The 15,658-nt window shown below is 63.8% G+C and carries 17 protein-coding genes; 11 read left to right on the top strand and 6 right to left on the bottom strand.

Annotated features, from left to right (window positions below; translation table 11 throughout):
• Positions 1-38: 38 nt before the first annotated feature.
• Positions 39-722 (bottom strand): endonuclease III, encoded by a 684-nt coding sequence (gene nth / locus AC0QDI_RS07650; RefSeq protein WP_474666817.1) that lies wholly within the window; start codon positions 720-722, stop codon positions 39-41.
• A gap of 220 nt (positions 723-942) precedes the next feature.
• On the opposite strand from nth, the gene AC0QDI_RS07645 reads away from it, so the two are divergent.
• From AC0QDI_RS07645 to AC0QDI_RS07630, 4 genes are all read left to right on the top strand, one after another.
• Positions 943-1,608, top strand: a complete 666-nt coding sequence (locus tag AC0QDI_RS07645; protein WP_474666815.1) for a hypothetical protein — start codon at positions 943-945, stop codon at positions 1,606-1,608.
• 128 nt (positions 1,609-1,736) lie between these two features.
• On the top strand, positions 1,737-2,720 hold the full coding sequence (gene mvaD / locus AC0QDI_RS07640) for a phosphomevalonate decarboxylase MvaD (RefSeq protein ID WP_474666813.1): 984 nt from the start codon (positions 1,737-1,739) through the stop codon (positions 2,718-2,720).
• Between the two features lie 130 nt (positions 2,721-2,850).
• A complete protein-coding gene (locus AC0QDI_RS07635) occupies positions 2,851-3,321 on the top strand; it encodes an Lrp/AsnC family transcriptional regulator (RefSeq protein ID WP_474666811.1) in 471 nt (156 codons plus the stop codon).
• 122 nt (positions 3,322-3,443) lie between these two features.
• Positions 3,444-3,731, top strand: a complete 288-nt coding sequence (locus tag AC0QDI_RS07630; RefSeq protein ID WP_474666809.1) for a HalOD1 output domain-containing protein — start codon at positions 3,444-3,446, stop codon at positions 3,729-3,731.
• A gap of 144 nt (positions 3,732-3,875) precedes the next feature.
• On the opposite strand, the gene fen is transcribed toward AC0QDI_RS07630, so the two are convergent.
• Entirely contained in the window at positions 3,876-4,853 is a 978-nt protein-coding gene (gene fen / locus AC0QDI_RS07625) for a flap endonuclease-1 (RefSeq protein ID WP_474666807.1), read from the bottom strand.
• A 147-nt stretch (positions 4,854-5,000) separates the two neighbouring features.
• Between fen and AC0QDI_RS07620 the strand changes: the two genes are divergently transcribed.
• The gene (locus AC0QDI_RS07620) at positions 5,001-6,005 is read left to right on the top strand and encodes a sulfurtransferase (RefSeq protein ID WP_474666805.1); all 1,005 of its coding nucleotides are present in this window, start codon (positions 5,001-5,003) and stop codon (positions 6,003-6,005) included.
• 15 nt (positions 6,006-6,020) lie between these two features.
• Here AC0QDI_RS07620 and AC0QDI_RS07615 read toward each other — a convergent pair whose 3' ends face one another.
• Complete coding sequence (locus AC0QDI_RS07615) at positions 6,021-6,599, bottom strand: GNAT family N-acetyltransferase (protein WP_474666803.1); 579 nt, start codon at positions 6,597-6,599, stop codon at positions 6,021-6,023.
• A 120-nt stretch (positions 6,600-6,719) separates the two neighbouring features.
• Here AC0QDI_RS07615 and AC0QDI_RS07610 point away from each other — a divergent pair, with 120 nt between their 5' ends.
• The 3 genes from AC0QDI_RS07610 (at position 6,720) to AC0QDI_RS07600 (ending at position 9,392) form a co-directional block, all read left to right on the top strand.
• Positions 6,720-7,262 (top strand): hypothetical protein, encoded by a 543-nt coding sequence (locus AC0QDI_RS07610; RefSeq protein WP_474666801.1) that lies wholly within the window; start codon positions 6,720-6,722, stop codon positions 7,260-7,262.
• Positions 7,263-7,491: 229 nt separating this feature from the next.
• The gene (locus AC0QDI_RS07605) at positions 7,492-8,625 is read left to right on the top strand and encodes an ABC transporter ATP-binding protein (RefSeq protein WP_474666799.1); all 1,134 of its coding nucleotides are present in this window, start codon (positions 7,492-7,494) and stop codon (positions 8,623-8,625) included.
• Positions 8,622-9,392 (top strand): ABC transporter permease, encoded by a 771-nt coding sequence (locus AC0QDI_RS07600; RefSeq protein WP_474666797.1) that lies wholly within the window; start codon positions 8,622-8,624, stop codon positions 9,390-9,392. Before AC0QDI_RS07605 ends, AC0QDI_RS07600 begins: the two co-directional genes overlap by 4 nt.
• A 54-nt stretch (positions 9,393-9,446) precedes the next feature.
• On the opposite strand, the gene AC0QDI_RS07595 is transcribed toward AC0QDI_RS07600, so the two are convergent.
• On the bottom strand, positions 9,447-10,694 hold the full coding sequence (locus AC0QDI_RS07595; protein WP_474666795.1) for a sulfatase: 1,248 nt from the start codon (positions 10,692-10,694) through the stop codon (positions 9,447-9,449).
• Positions 10,695-10,803: 109 nt separating this feature from the next.
• Between AC0QDI_RS07595 and AC0QDI_RS07590 the strand changes: the two genes are divergently transcribed.
• Positions 10,804-11,055: a hypothetical protein gene (locus AC0QDI_RS07590; RefSeq protein ID WP_474666793.1), complete on the top strand. Its 252-nt coding sequence runs from the start codon at positions 10,804-10,806 to the stop codon at positions 11,053-11,055.
• A gap of 561 nt (positions 11,056-11,616) precedes the next feature.
• Here AC0QDI_RS07590 and AC0QDI_RS07585 read toward each other — a convergent pair.
• The gene (locus AC0QDI_RS07585) at positions 11,617-12,714 is read right to left on the bottom strand and encodes a CNNM domain-containing protein (protein ID WP_474667324.1); all 1,098 of its coding nucleotides are present in this window, start codon (positions 12,712-12,714) and stop codon (positions 11,617-11,619) included.
• Between the two features lie 95 nt (positions 12,715-12,809).
• Entirely contained in the window at positions 12,810-13,916 is a 1,107-nt protein-coding gene (locus AC0QDI_RS07580; RefSeq protein WP_474666791.1) for a hemolysin family protein, read from the bottom strand.
• 98 nt (positions 13,917-14,014) lie between these two features.
• Here AC0QDI_RS07580 and AC0QDI_RS07575 point away from each other — a divergent pair, with 98 nt between their 5' ends.
• Complete coding sequence (locus AC0QDI_RS07575; RefSeq protein WP_474666789.1) at positions 14,015-14,446, top strand: universal stress protein; 432 nt, start codon at positions 14,015-14,017, stop codon at positions 14,444-14,446.
• A gap of 175 nt (positions 14,447-14,621) precedes the next feature.
• A complete protein-coding gene (locus AC0QDI_RS07570) occupies positions 14,622-15,614 on the top strand; it encodes a DUF7972 family membrane protein (RefSeq protein ID WP_474666787.1) in 993 nt (330 codons plus the stop codon).
• The last annotated feature ends 44 nt before the right edge of the window (positions 15,615-15,658 follow it).

The raw sequence follows: 15,658 nt of genomic DNA, 5'->3' as shown, positions 1-15,658 counted from the left end.
GACAGTCGGCACGTCGGTTATATCGCCATCTCGGACGATTACCAGGACTCTCCGGAGGCAAGGTCGATCTCGCCGTCGCCCTTCTCGGAGGGGCAGATATCCGCCAGTACGCAGTCGGCACAGTCGGGGTTGCGCGCCGTACAGGTCGCCCGCCCGTGATCGATACAGAGGTGGGTGAACTGTTGCCAGTCGTCCTCGGGGACGATCTCCATCAGGTCGGTCTCGATCCGTTCGGGCCGCTCCCGTTCGGTGAGTCCCAGCCGTCGCGAGAGTCGCTGGACGTGCGTATCGACGACGACCCCCTCCACGATGTCGTGACCGTGCTGGAGGACGACGTTCGCCGTCTTCCGACCGACGCCCGAGAGTTCGGTCAGCTCGTCCATCGTGTCCGGCACCTCGCCGTCGTGTTCCTCGAGGATCGTCTCGCAGGAGTCGCGGATGTACTCGGCCTTGCTGTTGTAGTACGTGATCGAGTTCAGGGCTTCCGCGAGCTCCTCCTGGGGAGCGTTCGCGTAGTCTTCGGGGCCGTCGTACGTCTCGAAGAGCTGCTTCGTCTCCTTGTTCACCCGCTCGTCCGTACACTGTGCCGAGAGGATCACCGCGATCAGCAACTCGAGCCGGTTCGAGTACCGCAGCGAAATCGTCGAATCGGGGTAGGCGTCCTCGAGGCGGTCGACGATCGCCTCGGCCTGGTCGGCGCGGGTCTCGAGCGGGGTTCCCATGCTGAAATCGTTGCGAGAGCGCGCATTTGAGCCGTTCGGTTCGAGACGGTCCGTCCGCGCCGCGGTGATCCGTCCACGCTCTCGGTTTCGATGGTCGTCGATACCGGTGGCGAGCGGGGGCGCGCCAATCGGATCCGTCGGGAGAGCGACTGAAGGGGTATTATTATCATGCGCCGGAACACTAGTATGAAGAGAGTTCGACCGGGGTCGAATTTCGATCATGACAGGGGATGATGACACTCGTGCGCAGTTCGACCGGACCGGAGAGGGGCGGAGCACCGGCCTTCTCGACGTATTGCTCGCCGAACTCGAGGCAGACGACGGACCGAACGCGGCGACGCTCCGTCGGGCGCTCGACCTCGAACGATCGGCCAGTGCGGACCGAGTCGCGGCTATCGAGGACGACCTCGAGACGCTGCGGGCGGACGTCGACGACCGCGCGGCGGTCGAAGCGGAGCTGCGGGCCGCGATCGAGAACGACCTCGAGCCGCGGCTCGATTCCCTCGCTCGTCGCTTGCAGGGATTCGACGACCGGCTGACGGCACTCGAATCCGAGACGAGGGGGCTCCGTTCGGAGCTCGCCGCCGTACACGATACCGTTACGGACGCGGACGCCGACGCCGGCACCGATACCGACGCCGATGCCGCCCAGTTGGACGCGCTCGCGGACGACCTCGAGCGCCTCGAGCGAACGGTCGCGACCGCCTTCGACGCGGTCACGTCGGACCTCGAGACCGATCTCGAACGGTTACGGATCGCTCTGCGGGACGAGATCGCATCGCTCGAGCGGCGACTCGCTGCGCTCGAGGCGGCGACGGGAACCGATACGAAACCCGAACTCGAGAAGTCGCGACGGGACGCCGATGCTCGGGATCGAACGCCGTGAATCGGATTCTCCGTCCGGCGCCACGGCGAATATCCGCCAGAACCGTCGAATACGCCGCTGAAGGGTCGAATAGTCGAGGCCGATAGGATGCCGTGTGATTTAAGCGGCCTTCAGCCACCTATCCGGGTATGAAAGCCACGGCGATGGCCCACCCGATTCAGGGGCTGGTCAAGTACCACGGGATGCGCGACGACATCAAGCGGCTTCCCTATCACGACAGCATCAGCGTCTGTACGGCCCCCAGCCACACCCGGACGACCGTCGAGTTCTCGATGGACTACGAGGAGGACACCTTCGTCGTCGACGGCGAGGAACTCGACGGCCGCGCGTACGAACGAGTCGAGGCCGTCGTCGAGAAGGCCCGCTCGCGCTCCGACGCCGCCCACACCGTGTATCCGGTGCGCCTCGAGAGCGAGAACAGTTTCCCCTCGAACGTCGGGCTCGGGTCGTCCTCGTCGGGCTTCGCGGCGGCGGCGATGGCGCTGGCAGAGGCCGCCGAACTCGACGCCAGCAAACAGGAAATCTCGACGATCGCCCGCGTCGGCTCGGCGTCGGCCGCGCGCGCGGTCACCGGCGCGTTCTCCCAGCTCTACACCGGAATGAACGATGAGGACTGCCGCTCGAAGCGGATTCCGTCGGATCTCCACGAGAACCTCAAGATCATCGTCGGACTCGTCCCCTATCACAAGGAGACCGAGGACGCCCACCGCGAGGCCGCCGACAGTCACATGTTCCAGGCGCGCAACGCCCACATTCACGGCCAGATCGCCGAGATGCGCGACGCGCTGCGAAACAACGACTTCGAGGGCGCGTTCGAACTCGCCGAACACGACTCGCTGTCGCTCGCGGCGACCACGATGACCGGCCCTTCCGGCTGGGTCTACTGGCAGCCGGCCACGCTCGCCGTCTTCAACAAAGTGCGCGAACTCCGCGAGGAGGAAGACGTTCCCGTCTACTTCTCGACCGACACCGGTGCCAGCGTCTACGTCAACACCACCGACGAGTACGCCGAGGAGGTCGAGCAAGCCGTCTCCGACTGCGGCGTCTCAACGACCACCTGGGACGTCGGCGGCCCCGCGAAACTCCTCGACGAAGAGAAGCACCTGTTCTGAAACGCGACGGCTTTCCGCCGTCCGGCATACTCGCGCGCCTTCGGAGGGATACCGGCGACGAGGCGCGCCGATTCTCCGTCGCCGAAAGAGTCTATATGAGACGTTCCCCATAGTGTTCGTACTGACACCGATGGCCGACCTCGACAGAGACGACATGGCGATCCTTCATGTCCTCCAGGACGACGCGCGAAACGCGACGACCGAATCGATCGGCGAGCGGGTGGATCTCGCGGCGAGCACCGTCGCGGCGCGGATCAAGCAGCTCGAGGACAACGGGGTTATCACGGGCTACGAACCAGAAATCGACTACGAGACCGCCGGGTTCGAACAGCGGATGCTCCTTGTCGGGTCGGTTCAAAGCGACGACGAAGCGATCGTCGCAGCGGTCAGCGACCTCGAGAACGTTATCAGCGTGAGACGGTTGCTGACCGATGAAGACGATCTACATATCGAACTCGTCTCCCGATCCCAAGAGCGCGCGGAAGCGGTCGCCGACGAGTTGCACGAACTCGGCATCGAGATCACGAAAACGAGCGTCATCACCGAAGCGACCAGGCGGTCGTTCGACCACTTCGGGGAGAAGTATACGACCGACGGCTGAGTTTCCGTTCGTTTCGTCGATGGCTGGCCGTTTTTCGACTCGGTTGCCGGTAAACGGGCAGCCCGGTGGAAATTGTACAATACACGACGACCTTTAACCCCTCCTCGGACTAGAGGCGGACAATGCCACTAGCATCCCAGCCTTCCGACGGAGGGAGCCCGCCCAGCGAAGACGTCATCACGGCGGTCGCGACCGCGTTCGATGAGTCTCCGATGGAACTGACGCCGCCGCTTTACGACGCGGTCGATCTCGAAGCGCTGGACTCGCTCGTCGGTTCGGGATCGGCCGAACTTCGAATCCGGTTTCGGTACAGGGGCCGTGACGTGTCGGTCGACGGAAACGGCCGCGTCGAGGTGTCCCCGTCGGGAGAGGGGACGCCGTCTCGCGAACGCGCGCTACGGGACGAGTGAGACGCTCTACCGCAACTCAGTCCGCGGTGCACCCGCACGACGTCGCGGGTGCGCCGGAACTAACCGACTCTCGTCCGTCGGAGCGAGACACGACGGTTCGAGAGCCCGTCGGCCCCTCCCCTCGCTCTGGCCGTCCGGGATCGGTTACGTCCAGCGGTCCAGCCCCGTCTGCGTGACGCTCTCCTCGATCCGCTCGAAGCCGCGGGCGACCTCGTCGTCGTCGACCGCCCACTCCTCGCAGACGAACTCGCGGGCCGCCTCGAGGTCCGGATCGACGGCCGCGTCGAACTCGTAGTCGTCGCTCACGTTCGGGTCGCGGAACAGCTGCCGGACGCGGTCGCCGTACTCGATGTGAGCGCCCCGCGCCTCGAGGACGCTCCAGAGGTCGCCGTGTTCGGTGATCGCCGAGATCGCCGTCTTCGGACCGATGCCGGAGACGCCGTCGTTGAAGTCCGTCCCGATGAGGATCGCCGCGTCGATCAGCTGCTCGAGGGTCAGCTCGTGGTGGTCGAGGGTGGCCTCGAGATCCATCAGCTCGGGATCTCCCTTGCTCGTCAGCTGGCGAAGGGTGAGCGGGGAGCCAAAGAGCAGGGCGTCGTAGTCCTCCGAGCCGACGTAGTCGGCGTCGCCCCGCTTGACCATGTGGGCGGCCTGGGCTTCCCCCTCCGCGGGCGCTTCGACGATCGGCACGTCGAGCAGTCGCAGCAGTTCCCGGCTGGTTTCCTGAATCGTCGGCGTCAGCCGCTGGGTTCGCGACTCGAGTTGCGCGATAGCGACCGCGTCGCCCTCCTCGCGGGCCGTCTCGAGTTGCTCTTCGTAGCTCCGGCGCTGTTCGCGCCGGGACTCGATCTCGTCGTCTTTCAGCTCGGAGGGGCCGCCGTCGAAGACCATCACCGGCGTGATGTCGTGTTCGAAGAACTTGGGGAGCCCCTGGACGATCCCGATCAGGTTCGCGACTTCGGTCCCGTCGCCGGTCGTGTATTTGGCGCTGTCGGTCCACTTGACCGTCGTCGTCAGATAGCGGTAGAGCCAGTTGTGCGCGTCGACGGCGACGACGCCGTCGATGTCGTCGAAGGGGATCTCCTCGATGACGGCGATGTCCCGCAGTGCTGCGTTACCCATTGAGATGTAGTTAGGCGGACCGGGATTTGAAACGTTGCCTTCTCGAGTGCGCGAGTGAATCCTCCGTTCACGGCTTTCGGGCCTCGAGCAGCAGGCCACGAGCGACGCTACGCTTTTGCACACCGAGAGCCACTCGGCTAGTGACACGTGGATCCGAATCACCGACTCGACCGACGGACGGTTCTGCTGGGCGCTGGCGCAGTCGCCGGCGGACTCTCGATCGCAGGCTGTCTCGGCGCGAACGGCGAGACGGATCCGGACCTGTACGCGACGCCGGCGGCCGACGGGTTCGAGGCAGTCGTCGATAGCAGGTGGCTCGAGGAGCACCTCAGCGACGTCGAACTCCTCGATATTCGGGATAAGACGGCGTTTACCGAGGGACATATCGCCGGCGCACGTCGATTTCCGGAGACGGCGATGCTGGAAAATCACTACGAGGAAACGATGGACGGATACGAAGCCACACCGGACGCGATCGCTGACGTCGTCGCGAACGCCGGCATAACGCCCGCTGCTGACGTGGTCGTCTACGGTGCGGGGTCGAATCTGTGGGAAACCTACGCGATCTACACGCTTCGTGCGATCGGTCACGACGGTACCGTCTCCTTGCTCGATGGCGGGTTCTCGGCCTGGACGGCCGCCGACGGCGAAACCGAAACCGGACTCCCCGAAGCCACAACCGCGAGCTACGATCCCGAACTCGAGATGGACGTGATCGCGACTCGCGACCGCGTCGCTGCGACCGTCGACGAGGACGGTGCGGACGTCCAACTCGTCGATAATCGGTCGCCGGCGGAGTACCGCGGCGAGCGCGGCGACGACGACGTCGGTCGACGCGGTCACATAACCGGCGCAATAAATATCGAGTTCACGCAGAATCTCATCGACGACGGAGACCGTCTTCGCTCGCCGGCGGACCTCGAAACGCTGTGGCTGGACGAGGCGGGTCTCGATCCGACTGCGGAGGCGATATCGTACTGCTCGACCGGCGTCCGCGGCTCCGTCGGCTGGTTCATCATGGAGCAACTCGGGTGGGAGACCGTCCGGAACTACGAGGGGAGCTGGCAGGATTGGGGACCCCTTTCCGAAGCCGACGGTTACTACTACACGTCCGGTCCAGACACGGGGACAGTGGTCGATACCTTCGCGTGAGGATCGGGGCGGCAATTATCCGTCGTGAGACTCGGGAGCGGGCGGCCCGCTGTCGCGCCGCGCGTCCAGGAACGCCTCCTCGTCGTCCGAGAGGTCGCGGTCGCGAAACTCCTCGAGCCCGGCCTGGTACCGGTCCCGGTCGTCCCATCCCGAGTCGTTCCGTCCCGCGTCGTCCGCAGCCGGTTCGTCGGCCGGCGTTCGATACTCGAGGATCAGTTCGGCGATGCCGGTCGTCTCGCCGGTATAGGAAAAGCCGGTCCGGTAGAGCGCCTCGTAGGCGTAGGGGTTGTTGACGGCGATCCGGAGCCGGTCGTAGTCCCGTTCGACGGCGCGATCGCGGACCAGCCCGCAGAGGCGGGGGCCGATCCCCTCCCCGCGCAGCGCTCGGTCGACGGTCACGTAGCGCAGCCACAGCGTGTCCGCGTCGGTGCGATCCTCGTTGAACGCCACCGCTGCGACGATCCGGCCGTCGGGGGCTCGAGCCACCGCCTTGCCCGTGTTCGTCATGACGAACTTGCCGGCGTAGCTGAACCGTTCGTGATCGAGTCGGAGCGTGGGGCCGTCGGGCGGCCAGCCGAGCAGTTCGTACTCCACGGGATCGCTTGGCTAGCGACCTACTACAATGTCCGGGTTCGAACGGTTCGCGACGGGTGACTGTCCCCATCACCGACCGTGACGAACACTTTTAGGCTCGTTCGTGATAGCCCGCCCACGATGAGCGGCGAATCCGACACGACGACTGCGTTCGGGTTGCGCGGCACCACCGGATGGTTCGTCGGCGGCGCACTCGGCGGTGCGATCGGCGCCATCGCGTTCGGAATCGTCATGCTGCTCCTCGAGCCGGGCGTCCTCGAGGCCGCCATCCCCGCGATCTACGGCCTCGAGCCCGCCGGCCCCCTCGGCTGGGGGATCCACATTGCCCACGGGATCGTCCTCGGGTTGCTCTTCGGCCTGCTCGTCACGCGCCCCTCAGTCCTCGGAGTGCTCCGGACCGATGTCGAGACCGACGCGCTCTCTCGCACCGGAATCATCATCCGGCTGATCGGAGCCGGACTCGTCTTCGGACTCGCGGTCTGGGCGATTCTCCCGCTGATCGTCCTCCCCGTCTGGGTATCCACGCTCGGCGTCGGCGAGCAGACCTTCTCGTCGGTCGCCGCCGGCAGCCTGCTCGGGCACGCGCTGTTCGGCGTGGTCCTCGGAGCCGTCTTCGCCTCGGTCGTCGATCTCCGCGATCGAACCCCCGAAACGCCGCTGTAGCGGGACTGTACCGTTGTCTCGTCCCGTCCGTTGTCTCCTTTCGACCGACCATCTCGTCTCGCTCGCCGGCCCCTTCTACCGAGCTGCCTCGACCGTTACGACCCGCTACCGGCTTCGAACGTTGCCCCAGTAGCCGTCTCGGCACGCGGCCGGTCGTGAGAGTTGAGAGTCTCCTCACCGACGACTGTTTATTGACTGACCAGCCATTCAGTAGTAGAGCTGACCCGCTATGGATGCAATACGTGTCGACGGCGTTACCAAAGAGTTCGGCGGCGTTACCGTGGTCAACGACCTCTCGTTTGCGGTCGAGCGCGGCGAACTGTTCGGACTGCTCGGCCCGAACGGCGCGGGCAAGTCCACGCTGATCAACATGCTCGTAACGCTTCTCCCGCCGACTGCCGGCACGGCGACGGTCAACGGCCACGACATTAGAACCGAAAAAGGAGCGGTTCGGTCCAGCCTCGGCATCGTCTTCCAGGAACCCGCCCTCGACGAGGAGCTCACCGGCGCGGAGAACCTGGCGTTTCACTCGCGACTGTACGGACAGGATCGGACCGAACGCGCCGAGCGAATCGACGAGGTGCTCGCACTCGTCGGACTCTCCGCGGAACGTGACGACTCCGTCGGCACTTACTCCGGCGGGATGAAACGCCGCCTCGAGATCGCACGCGGGTTGCTGCACGAACCCGCCGTCCTCTTCCTCGACGAGCCGACCGTGGGGCTCGACGCGCGCACCCGCCGCGACACCTGGGAGTACATCGAACGGCTGAACGCGGAGGCCGGCGTCTCGATCATCCTGACGACCCACTACATCGAGGAGGCCGACCACCTCTGCGATCGCGTGGCGATCGTGGACGACGGCGACATCGTCGCGATGGACTCGCCCTCGGCGCTCAAAGCCTCGCTCGGCGGCGACGTCGTCGCCCTCGAGTTCGCGGGCGACGACGACCCGACAGCGCTGTTCGACCGACTCGAGGGGCAGTCGTGGAGCCGCGAGTACACCGCGAGCGACGACGGCGTCCGCGTCACGGTCGACGACGGCGATGCCCGGATCGCCGACCTCGTTCGACTGGCCGACGACGCGGGCGTCCGCATCTCGTCGGTCGATCTCCGCGAGCCGACCCTCGAGAACGTCTTCCTCGAACTGACCGATCGCTCGGCGGCGGGCAGCGACCGGAACGGGAGAGCCGGGGATCGGACCGTGATGGCGAGCGGTGATCGGAACGGAAAGGCGCTCGAATCCGGCGACGGCCGTGGGGCAAGCAACGGGACTGCGAGCGATTCGATCGACTCGAGCGGTCGCTCGGGTGGGAAGGGAGACGACGACCGCTCGAGCGCGGTTTCCACGGGGGATCGACCATGAGACTCGTCGACCCGCAGGCGATCTACGGGCTCTGGCTGCGCGATACGAAGCGGTTCCTCCGGTCGCCGTCGCGGATCGTCGGCTCGCTGGCGATGCCGCTGCTGTTTCTCGTCTTCATGGGATTCGGATTTCAGGGCGCGGCGATCCCGGGTCTTCCCGAGGACGTCGACTATCTGCAGTACCTCGTGCCCGGAATCGTCGGCTTCACGATGCTGTTCGGGGCCTCGTTCGCCGGTCTCTCGATTCTGGCGGATCAGGACGTCGGCTTCCTCAAAGAGATCCTCGTCGCGCCCGTGAGTCGCACCTCGATCGTCCTCGGTCGGATCGCGGGTGGGTCGACGACGGCGCTCGTGCAGGCACTCCTGATCCTCGGGCTCTCGGTCCCGCTCGGGTTCGCGCCCGTGAGCCTGCTCTCGCTGCCGATCGCGGCCGTCTTTCTCGCGCTCCTCGCGATCACGTTCGTCGGCTTCGGGATCGCGCTGGCCTCCCAGTTCAGCGACAGCGAGGGGTTCGGCCTGATCGTCCAGTTCGTCATCTTCCCGCTCTTCTTCCTCTCCGGGGCGTTGTACCCGCTCGAGGGGCTCCCGAGTTCGGTGCGGTATCTGGCGTACGCGAACCCGCTGACCTACGGGGTCGACGGACTGCGAGGGGTGCTGGTCGGCACCTCGTCGTTTTCCGTCTGGCTCGATCTCGGCGCGCTCGTCGTCTCGTCGGCCGCGATGGTCGCGATCGGCGCGGCGCTGTTCCAGCGCGTCGAGGCGGTCTGAGCCGCGTCTACCGTTTTACCGCACCGTTAAATGCGCGGCGTCGGCCGAGGTCGCCTACGCTTTGTCGGCGATCGGAAGGTCGTCGACGGCTCCGACGATCCGTTCGCGCTCTGATTTCGCCGCTTCCCAGTCGTCGATCAGTTGGCGGCCGATCGCGCGCAGTTCCTCGTTCTCCAGTGGCTCTTCCTCCGGCAGCGTGCGAAGCCGCTCCTCACCCGTGTGCGTCCTGGCGTACTTCCAGGTCGCACCGCGAACGCACGTCGTCGGATTCCGATTCCGCGTGACCACCCAGGGGTCCGTCAGCGACTCGTAGTCGCCGCCCGCCGCCAGCGTCGAGACGAGTTCGGGCAGTCGGCGCAGGGAAAACGGCTCCGTCACGGTATCGGTCGGCCCGTTGGCGACGACCAGTGGCACCTGCGCGAGGTCTTCGTGGGGGTACCCGCCGTGGCCGTACCGGCCGTGTTCGCCGAACAGTTCGCCGTGGTCCGCGTGGATCACGACTAACGGCTCCTCGTCCATCTCGTCGAGATCGTCCAGCAACTGCGAGAGGAACGCGTCGGTGTGTCGAACCGTGTCCTCGTACGCGTCCAGGAGCGCCGCGCGGAACCGCTCGTCGAACCAGTCCGGGCGGCCGGCGTACATCCACATATTCGCCAGGTACGTCATCACCCTCGAGCGCGAACGATACTCGTCGCCCGGGATGTAGGGGAGGTGCGGATCGACCAGGAACGACCACATGAAGTACGGCTCGTCGGCGCTCTCGAGCCACGACGTCATCTCGTCGTAATACGTCTCCCACGACATGAACATGTCCTGGCCCTGCCACCAGTTGAGAGCCTGGACGAGCGCGTAGCGGATCGAGTCATCCGGCTTCCCGCCCTCGATGAACCCCGACGAGAGATCCTCGTCCATGAAGTCCTCGAAGCGGTCGAAACCGGCATCGAAGCCGAAGTGACTCGAGGTCCACGGATTCGCGGTAAATCCCGCCGTCTCGTACCCGGCCGCCGACAGCCGCTCGGCGATCGTCCGCTGGGAGCGGAGGTGCGACTGGATGTGGGTTCGCATCTGCGCTTTGGTGAGCTCCGTGCTCCCCGGTCGCTCGACGGCGTGCGATCCCGTCATGAACGTCGTCGCCGACTCGTGGGTCGCCGGCCCCGTTGCGATCGCGTTCTCGAACGCGAGCCCCTCGTCGGCGAGTCGCTCGAGGGTCGGCATCGATCCCGACGAGTCGTCCGCATAGCCACAGTAATCGAGTCGAAGACTGTCGACAGTCAGTAGTATAACGTTCCGTTGATCGCCCATTCTGTCGAGTCGCTATCCGGCCACGGTGATTAATACCGGTGTCGTATTCGACAGCCTCAACGGTTTATACGCCGGGTAATAATCTATCTCGTACTCCGATAATCGCTTCATGGCTTCGAATCAGACCGTTGGGCTGGACCGCGACGACCACGAATCGGTCGCACTCCCGTCGGAACTCGTCTCGCGGATCGAATCTCGAGTCCCCAGAAGCGACTTCGACTCGGCCGACGAGTACGTGACGTTCGTCGTCGAAGAGGTTCTGGCCACCGTCGAGGCCGAAACCGAAACGGACGACTACGAGGGGGAAGCGCAGGACGAAGTCGAAGCGCGCCTCGAGTCGCTGGGCTACCTCGAGAGCTAGCGATTCGGCGAAACGGATGCGGACCGATATTTGAACCCGGCCGCGAGCTTGGAAGACTTCTATCACAATCCGTGTGGTTTCACCCGACAAACAGGATTCAATTCGACGCAGAACGACACAGATTCAGTACCGGCTTCGACAGTCACCCCGGCTCAGTCTTGCATTTTCCCTCGTCAGCGTTCCCGGTTTCCTCGGCTCGTAATACTATCTAGAATATTATAAATACCCGTGTCGTGAGCTTCAGGGCTTACATCTATACTCCACATCATCCGTTCTACCGCTATTTTCAGACGCTTACGGTTTCTCACGGTTACGGGATCGGTATCAAGAGCAGACAGTAGCTGCTGCTGTGACCGACCGGAACCGCTGACGGATCTCTGTCTAGTACTCCGGACACGCTAGTAGGACGACGGTGCCGACAGCCCCGAAGTCAACCGTGACCTCGAGATCGGAGAGGTATTCGAGCGCTTCGTCGAGCGGCTGATCGCCGAGGGATACCGCCAAAACACCGATAGCCAGACAGAACCCACTGCGACCGCCCGAATAAGACGTCAGGTCGTTTCAGGTCCCGGTCGGATCCGCACCGCGGCGCGCGCGTCCGGCCCGCTCGTCTATCGGGTCTTCGAGGTCGCCCATGACCTCCTCGAAGGCGTCCGTCGAGGTCAGGAGACCGACGATCTCGCCACCCTCGGTGACGAGTGCGAGCTCTTGGTTTTCCGTCTGGAAGCGGTCGATGGCGTCGTTGATTTCCTCCGCGGCCGGGAGCGTCATCGGCGACGCGGCGATATCTTCGATGCCGACGTCGCCGCTCATGAGCTCCTCGAAATGGTTCGTGATCGTCGGGAGATAGACGACGCCGCGGAAGTCGTCCATGTCCTCGCCGACCACCGGGTAGCGAGAATGGGAGTGTTCCTCGACGAGCGCGAGGTTCTCCTCGGGGGTGTTCTCGGTCGAGAGCGCGACGATCTCCTCGCGCGGCACCATGATCACCTCGACCGGGATTTCGCCAACGGCCAGCGCGTTCATCACCTCCTGCCGGCGTTCCTCGGAGAGTTCTCCCGCTTCGAGGGCCGAGCCGAAGCGCTTGTAGAGGCCCGCACGCCCCTGCATGACGTCCTCTTCGGTTTCGAGCCACGCGCCGGTCATCTCGACGCCGAACAGCGAAAGCGTCCATTTCGCCGCCCCGTCTCCAAACTTGATGACCGGCCAGATGCCCCGCGTCCACCAGTACAGCGGCGTCGCACAGTACCGACAGACCAGTTTCGAGCGCTCGACGCCGAGATAGGTCGGCGTCTGCTCGCCGTGAGTGAGGTGGACGAGGTTGACGATGAGAAACGCGAGGATTGCCCCTGCGCCGACCGATGCGAGAACGGTCCCACCGAACAGCGGTTCGAAGATGGCCGTGAGCGCGGGTTCGGCGACGATACCGACCGCGATGCTCGAGAACGTAATCCCGATCTGGCAACTGGTCAAGTAGATCTCCAAATTCTGGGTCATCTCCCACGCGCGTTCGAGAGCGGTTCGTCCGGGTTCCACGAACTCCGCTTCGGAATACTGTCGGGCGCGGGTCAGCGCGAACTCGATGGCGACGAAAAACCCGTTGGCGAGAATGAGTAATAGACCGGCGATAAGCCTGATGGAGGCTTCGAGCGCGGTCATCGGCATACCAGGTTATACGAGGAGCAACACGGATAAACGGCTTGTCTGCATACCGATTCTTCCCACTCCGACGGATCCCGTCCTCACGAGGTGTCTCAAGCCGGGTCGCTCTGGGAGTCCAGTCCCGATGCGTCGTCCCCGCGTTGTTCGCGCTGGTATGCGTCGATGGGGTCCTCGAGTTCGCCCATCACTTCCTCGAAGGCGTCCGTCGAGGTTAGCAGGCCGACGACTCGTCCCTCGTCAGTGACGAGGGCGAGCTCCTGATTTTCCGTCTGGAAGCGGTCGATAGCGTCGCTGATGTCCTCGGCGGCCGGCAGCGTCATCGGCGGCTCGGCGAGGTCTTCGATGTCGATGTCGCCGTTTTTGAACGCCTCGAACTGGTTTGTGACCGCCGCAAGGTAAACGACCCCTCGGAAATCGTCGATGTCCTCGCCGACCAGCGGAAAGCGGAGGTGTGGATGCTCCTCGACGATTGCGAGATTTTCCTCGGGGGTATCGTTGGTTGAGAGTGCGGTGATTTCCTCGCGCGGCACCATGCTGTCACGGACGGGAATTTCCTCGACCACCAACGCGTTCATCACTTCCTGACGACGCTCTTCTGGAATCTCATTGTCGTCGAGTATCGACCCGAGCTGTCGGTGGAGGTCCGCACGCCCCTCGATGTCCTCGCCCTCGGATTCGAGCCACGCGCCGGTCATCTCGACGCCGAACAGCGAAAGCGTCCATTTCGCCACCCAGTCACCGACGCGGAGAATCGGTCGAATGATCCACGTGAACCAATACAGCGGCGTCGCGCCGTAGCGGCAGACCTGTTTCGAGCGCTCGACGCCGAGGTAGGTGGGGGCCTGTTCGCCGTAGACCTTGTGCACCAGGCTCACGATGATGTACGCCAAGATCACGCCCGCACCGATCGACGCGAGAACCGTCCCGCCGAACAACGGCTCGAACAGCGCTGCGAGCGCGGGTTCGGCGACGATACCCAGTGCGATGCTACAGGCGGTAATGCCGACCTGACACCCGGTGAGATAGATTTCGAGGTCCTCAGTCATCTCCCACGCGCGTTCGAGACCGGGTTCCATGAACTCCGCTTCGGAATACTGTCGGGCACGGGTTAGCGCGAACTCGATGGTGACGAAAAACCCGTTGGCGAGAATCAATGCGGCACCCGCGACGAGACGAAGGAGTATTTCGGGTGCTTGCATTCAGTATTGATCCATCGATACAGCGTCGAGGCAAAAAAGCATGGGGCCATCTGACTCAGGGCCACGCTTTTTTGCCGTTCAGCCAATAGGACGTCGACATGTACCGCAGCATCCTTATCCCGACGGATGGCTCCGATGCGAGCGTAACAGCGCTGAACCACGGGATTGAAACCGCGTCGAGTATGGGTGCCGAGGTGCATCTCCTGCACGTCGTAGACGTTGGGACGGAGATGTCCGCATCCGCCGTTGGTGACATCGCGGACGACCTCACCGAAGCGCTCGACGAGGAAGGGGAAGAGGCGCTCGAGCAGGCCGAGCAAATGGCCGATGAGGCCGGAGTTACATCCGAACGAGCCGTTCTCGAAGGATTTCCGGAAGACGCAATACCGCAGTATAGCGCCGATAACGGGATCGACCTCATCGTGATCGGAGAAAGCGAGGATTCGACCTTCACAGAACGACTCTTCGGGAGCACGACGGAGGACGTTCTCGAGTCGGTGACTACCTCGGTGCTGGTCGCTCGAGAATGAGTTCCGCTCGTAGAAATCACCGTTATCGCATCAGTCCATCAGAGAACGAGAAACAGCCACGGGATGCTGGCCCTCCGGACGACGATTCACGGCGAAACCGGTAGATCTGGACGCCGCTCGAGCGATGACCGTTGAACCGCGCTCCCCTGGCGAGCGGTTACACGCCTGAACTAGAATGGATAACGGACGATCGATCAGAGACTGGGTCCTGTTCAGCGCAAGCCGCTTGACCGTTACGGGGATACTGACGCTCACCTGCTTCGTTCTCCTTACGGTTTTCAGTATGCTTCCCATCCCCTTCCAGTCGATATTGACTGAGGGTGACACGGTCGAGACGCTGTTTCAGACCCTCGTCGGTGTTCTCATAACCGGAATGACGCTGGTCGTCTCGATCAACCAACTCGTCCTGTCCGAGGAATTCGGATCGCTGGGTCGACAACGCGAGCGGATGGATAAATCGATGACGTTCAGGAAGGACTCCGAGCGAGAGTTTCAATGGACCGGTCCGCCAAAGCCGGAGCGGTTCCTCAGCACGCTCATCAACACGAGCGTCGATCGGGCCAAGACAGTACAAGAGGCCGTGAACGGAAACTCCGACCAACTCCTTCGGAACCGGGTCGATCAGCTAGTCGATCGGATCACTACGAGCGCCGACGAAATCACCGACGAGTTGGAAGACGCGCCGTTCGGAGAGTTCACGATAATGCAAGCCGCCCTCTCGTATAATTACTCGTGGAAGATCTACCTCGTTCGTCGGCTGTACTGGGAGCATCGAGAGAGTTTGAGTGACGAGGAACGGGAGGCGATCGACGATCTGGTCGATATCTTGGAGCTGTTCGGCCCTGCAGAGGAGTTTTTCAAGGCCCACTATCTCCAGTGGGAACTGGTCAACCTCTCCCGACGGATCCTCTATACGGGAATTCCGGCGCTCCTCTTCACGATCTACGCCGCGCTCTATCTGAAGCCCGGGACCGTGTCAGGTACGGTACTCGGCGTCCCCGTACTCGTCTGGATGATCAACGGCGGCGTCACGTTCGCGTTGATTCCGTTCTTTATCTTCACTGCGTACGTCCTTCGGACGGCCTCCATCGCGAAGGAGTCGGGTGCTATCGGCCCGTTCGTCCTCCACGAATCGGAGCGAGCACCGCTCATCGACTGGGACGATTGAGCGACCCCGACCGGTGCGGCGCATTATGGATCGCTGTGGGTAAC

This window comes from Natrinema sp. LJW11 (genome assembly GCF_056135975.1).
This window is presented reverse-complemented; position numbering and strand designations above follow the sequence as displayed.

What these genes read in the sequence shown, in the direction of transcription:
- nth (WP_474666817.1), bottom strand. Translation starts at nt 722, where the DNA reads ATGGGAACCCCGCTCGAGACCCGCGCCGACCAGGCCGAGGCGATCGTC.
- AC0QDI_RS07645 (WP_474666815.1), top strand. Translation starts at nt 943, where the DNA reads ATGACAGGGGATGATGACACTCGTGCGCAGTTCGACCGGACCGGAGAG.
- mvaD (WP_474666813.1), top strand. Translation starts at nt 1,737, where the DNA reads ATGAAAGCCACGGCGATGGCCCACCCGATTCAGGGGCTGGTCAAGTAC.
- AC0QDI_RS07635 (WP_474666811.1), top strand. Translation starts at nt 2,851, where the DNA reads ATGGCCGACCTCGACAGAGACGACATGGCGATCCTTCATGTCCTCCAG.
- AC0QDI_RS07630 (WP_474666809.1), top strand. Translation starts at nt 3,444, where the DNA reads ATGCCACTAGCATCCCAGCCTTCCGACGGAGGGAGCCCGCCCAGCGAA.
- fen (WP_474666807.1), bottom strand. Translation starts at nt 4,853, where the DNA reads ATGGGTAACGCAGCACTGCGGGACATCGCCGTCATCGAGGAGATCCCC.
- AC0QDI_RS07610 (WP_474666801.1), top strand. Translation starts at nt 6,720, where the DNA reads ATGAGCGGCGAATCCGACACGACGACTGCGTTCGGGTTGCGCGGCACC.
- AC0QDI_RS07605 (WP_474666799.1), top strand. Translation starts at nt 7,492, where the DNA reads ATGGATGCAATACGTGTCGACGGCGTTACCAAAGAGTTCGGCGGCGTT.
- AC0QDI_RS07600 (WP_474666797.1), top strand. Translation starts at nt 8,622, where the DNA reads ATGAGACTCGTCGACCCGCAGGCGATCTACGGGCTCTGGCTGCGCGAT.
- AC0QDI_RS07595 (WP_474666795.1), bottom strand. Translation starts at nt 10,694, where the DNA reads ATGGGCGATCAACGGAACGTTATACTACTGACTGTCGACAGTCTTCGA.
- AC0QDI_RS07590 (WP_474666793.1), top strand. Translation starts at nt 10,804, where the DNA reads ATGGCTTCGAATCAGACCGTTGGGCTGGACCGCGACGACCACGAATCG.
- AC0QDI_RS07585 (WP_474667324.1), bottom strand. Translation starts at nt 12,714, where the DNA reads ATGACCGCGCTCGAAGCCTCCATCAGGCTTATCGCCGGTCTATTACTC.
- AC0QDI_RS07580 (WP_474666791.1), bottom strand. Translation starts at nt 13,916, where the DNA reads ATGCAAGCACCCGAAATACTCCTTCGTCTCGTCGCGGGTGCCGCATTG.
- AC0QDI_RS07575 (WP_474666789.1), top strand. Translation starts at nt 14,015, where the DNA reads ATGTACCGCAGCATCCTTATCCCGACGGATGGCTCCGATGCGAGCGTA.
- AC0QDI_RS07570 (WP_474666787.1), top strand. Translation starts at nt 14,622, where the DNA reads ATGGATAACGGACGATCGATCAGAGACTGGGTCCTGTTCAGCGCAAGC.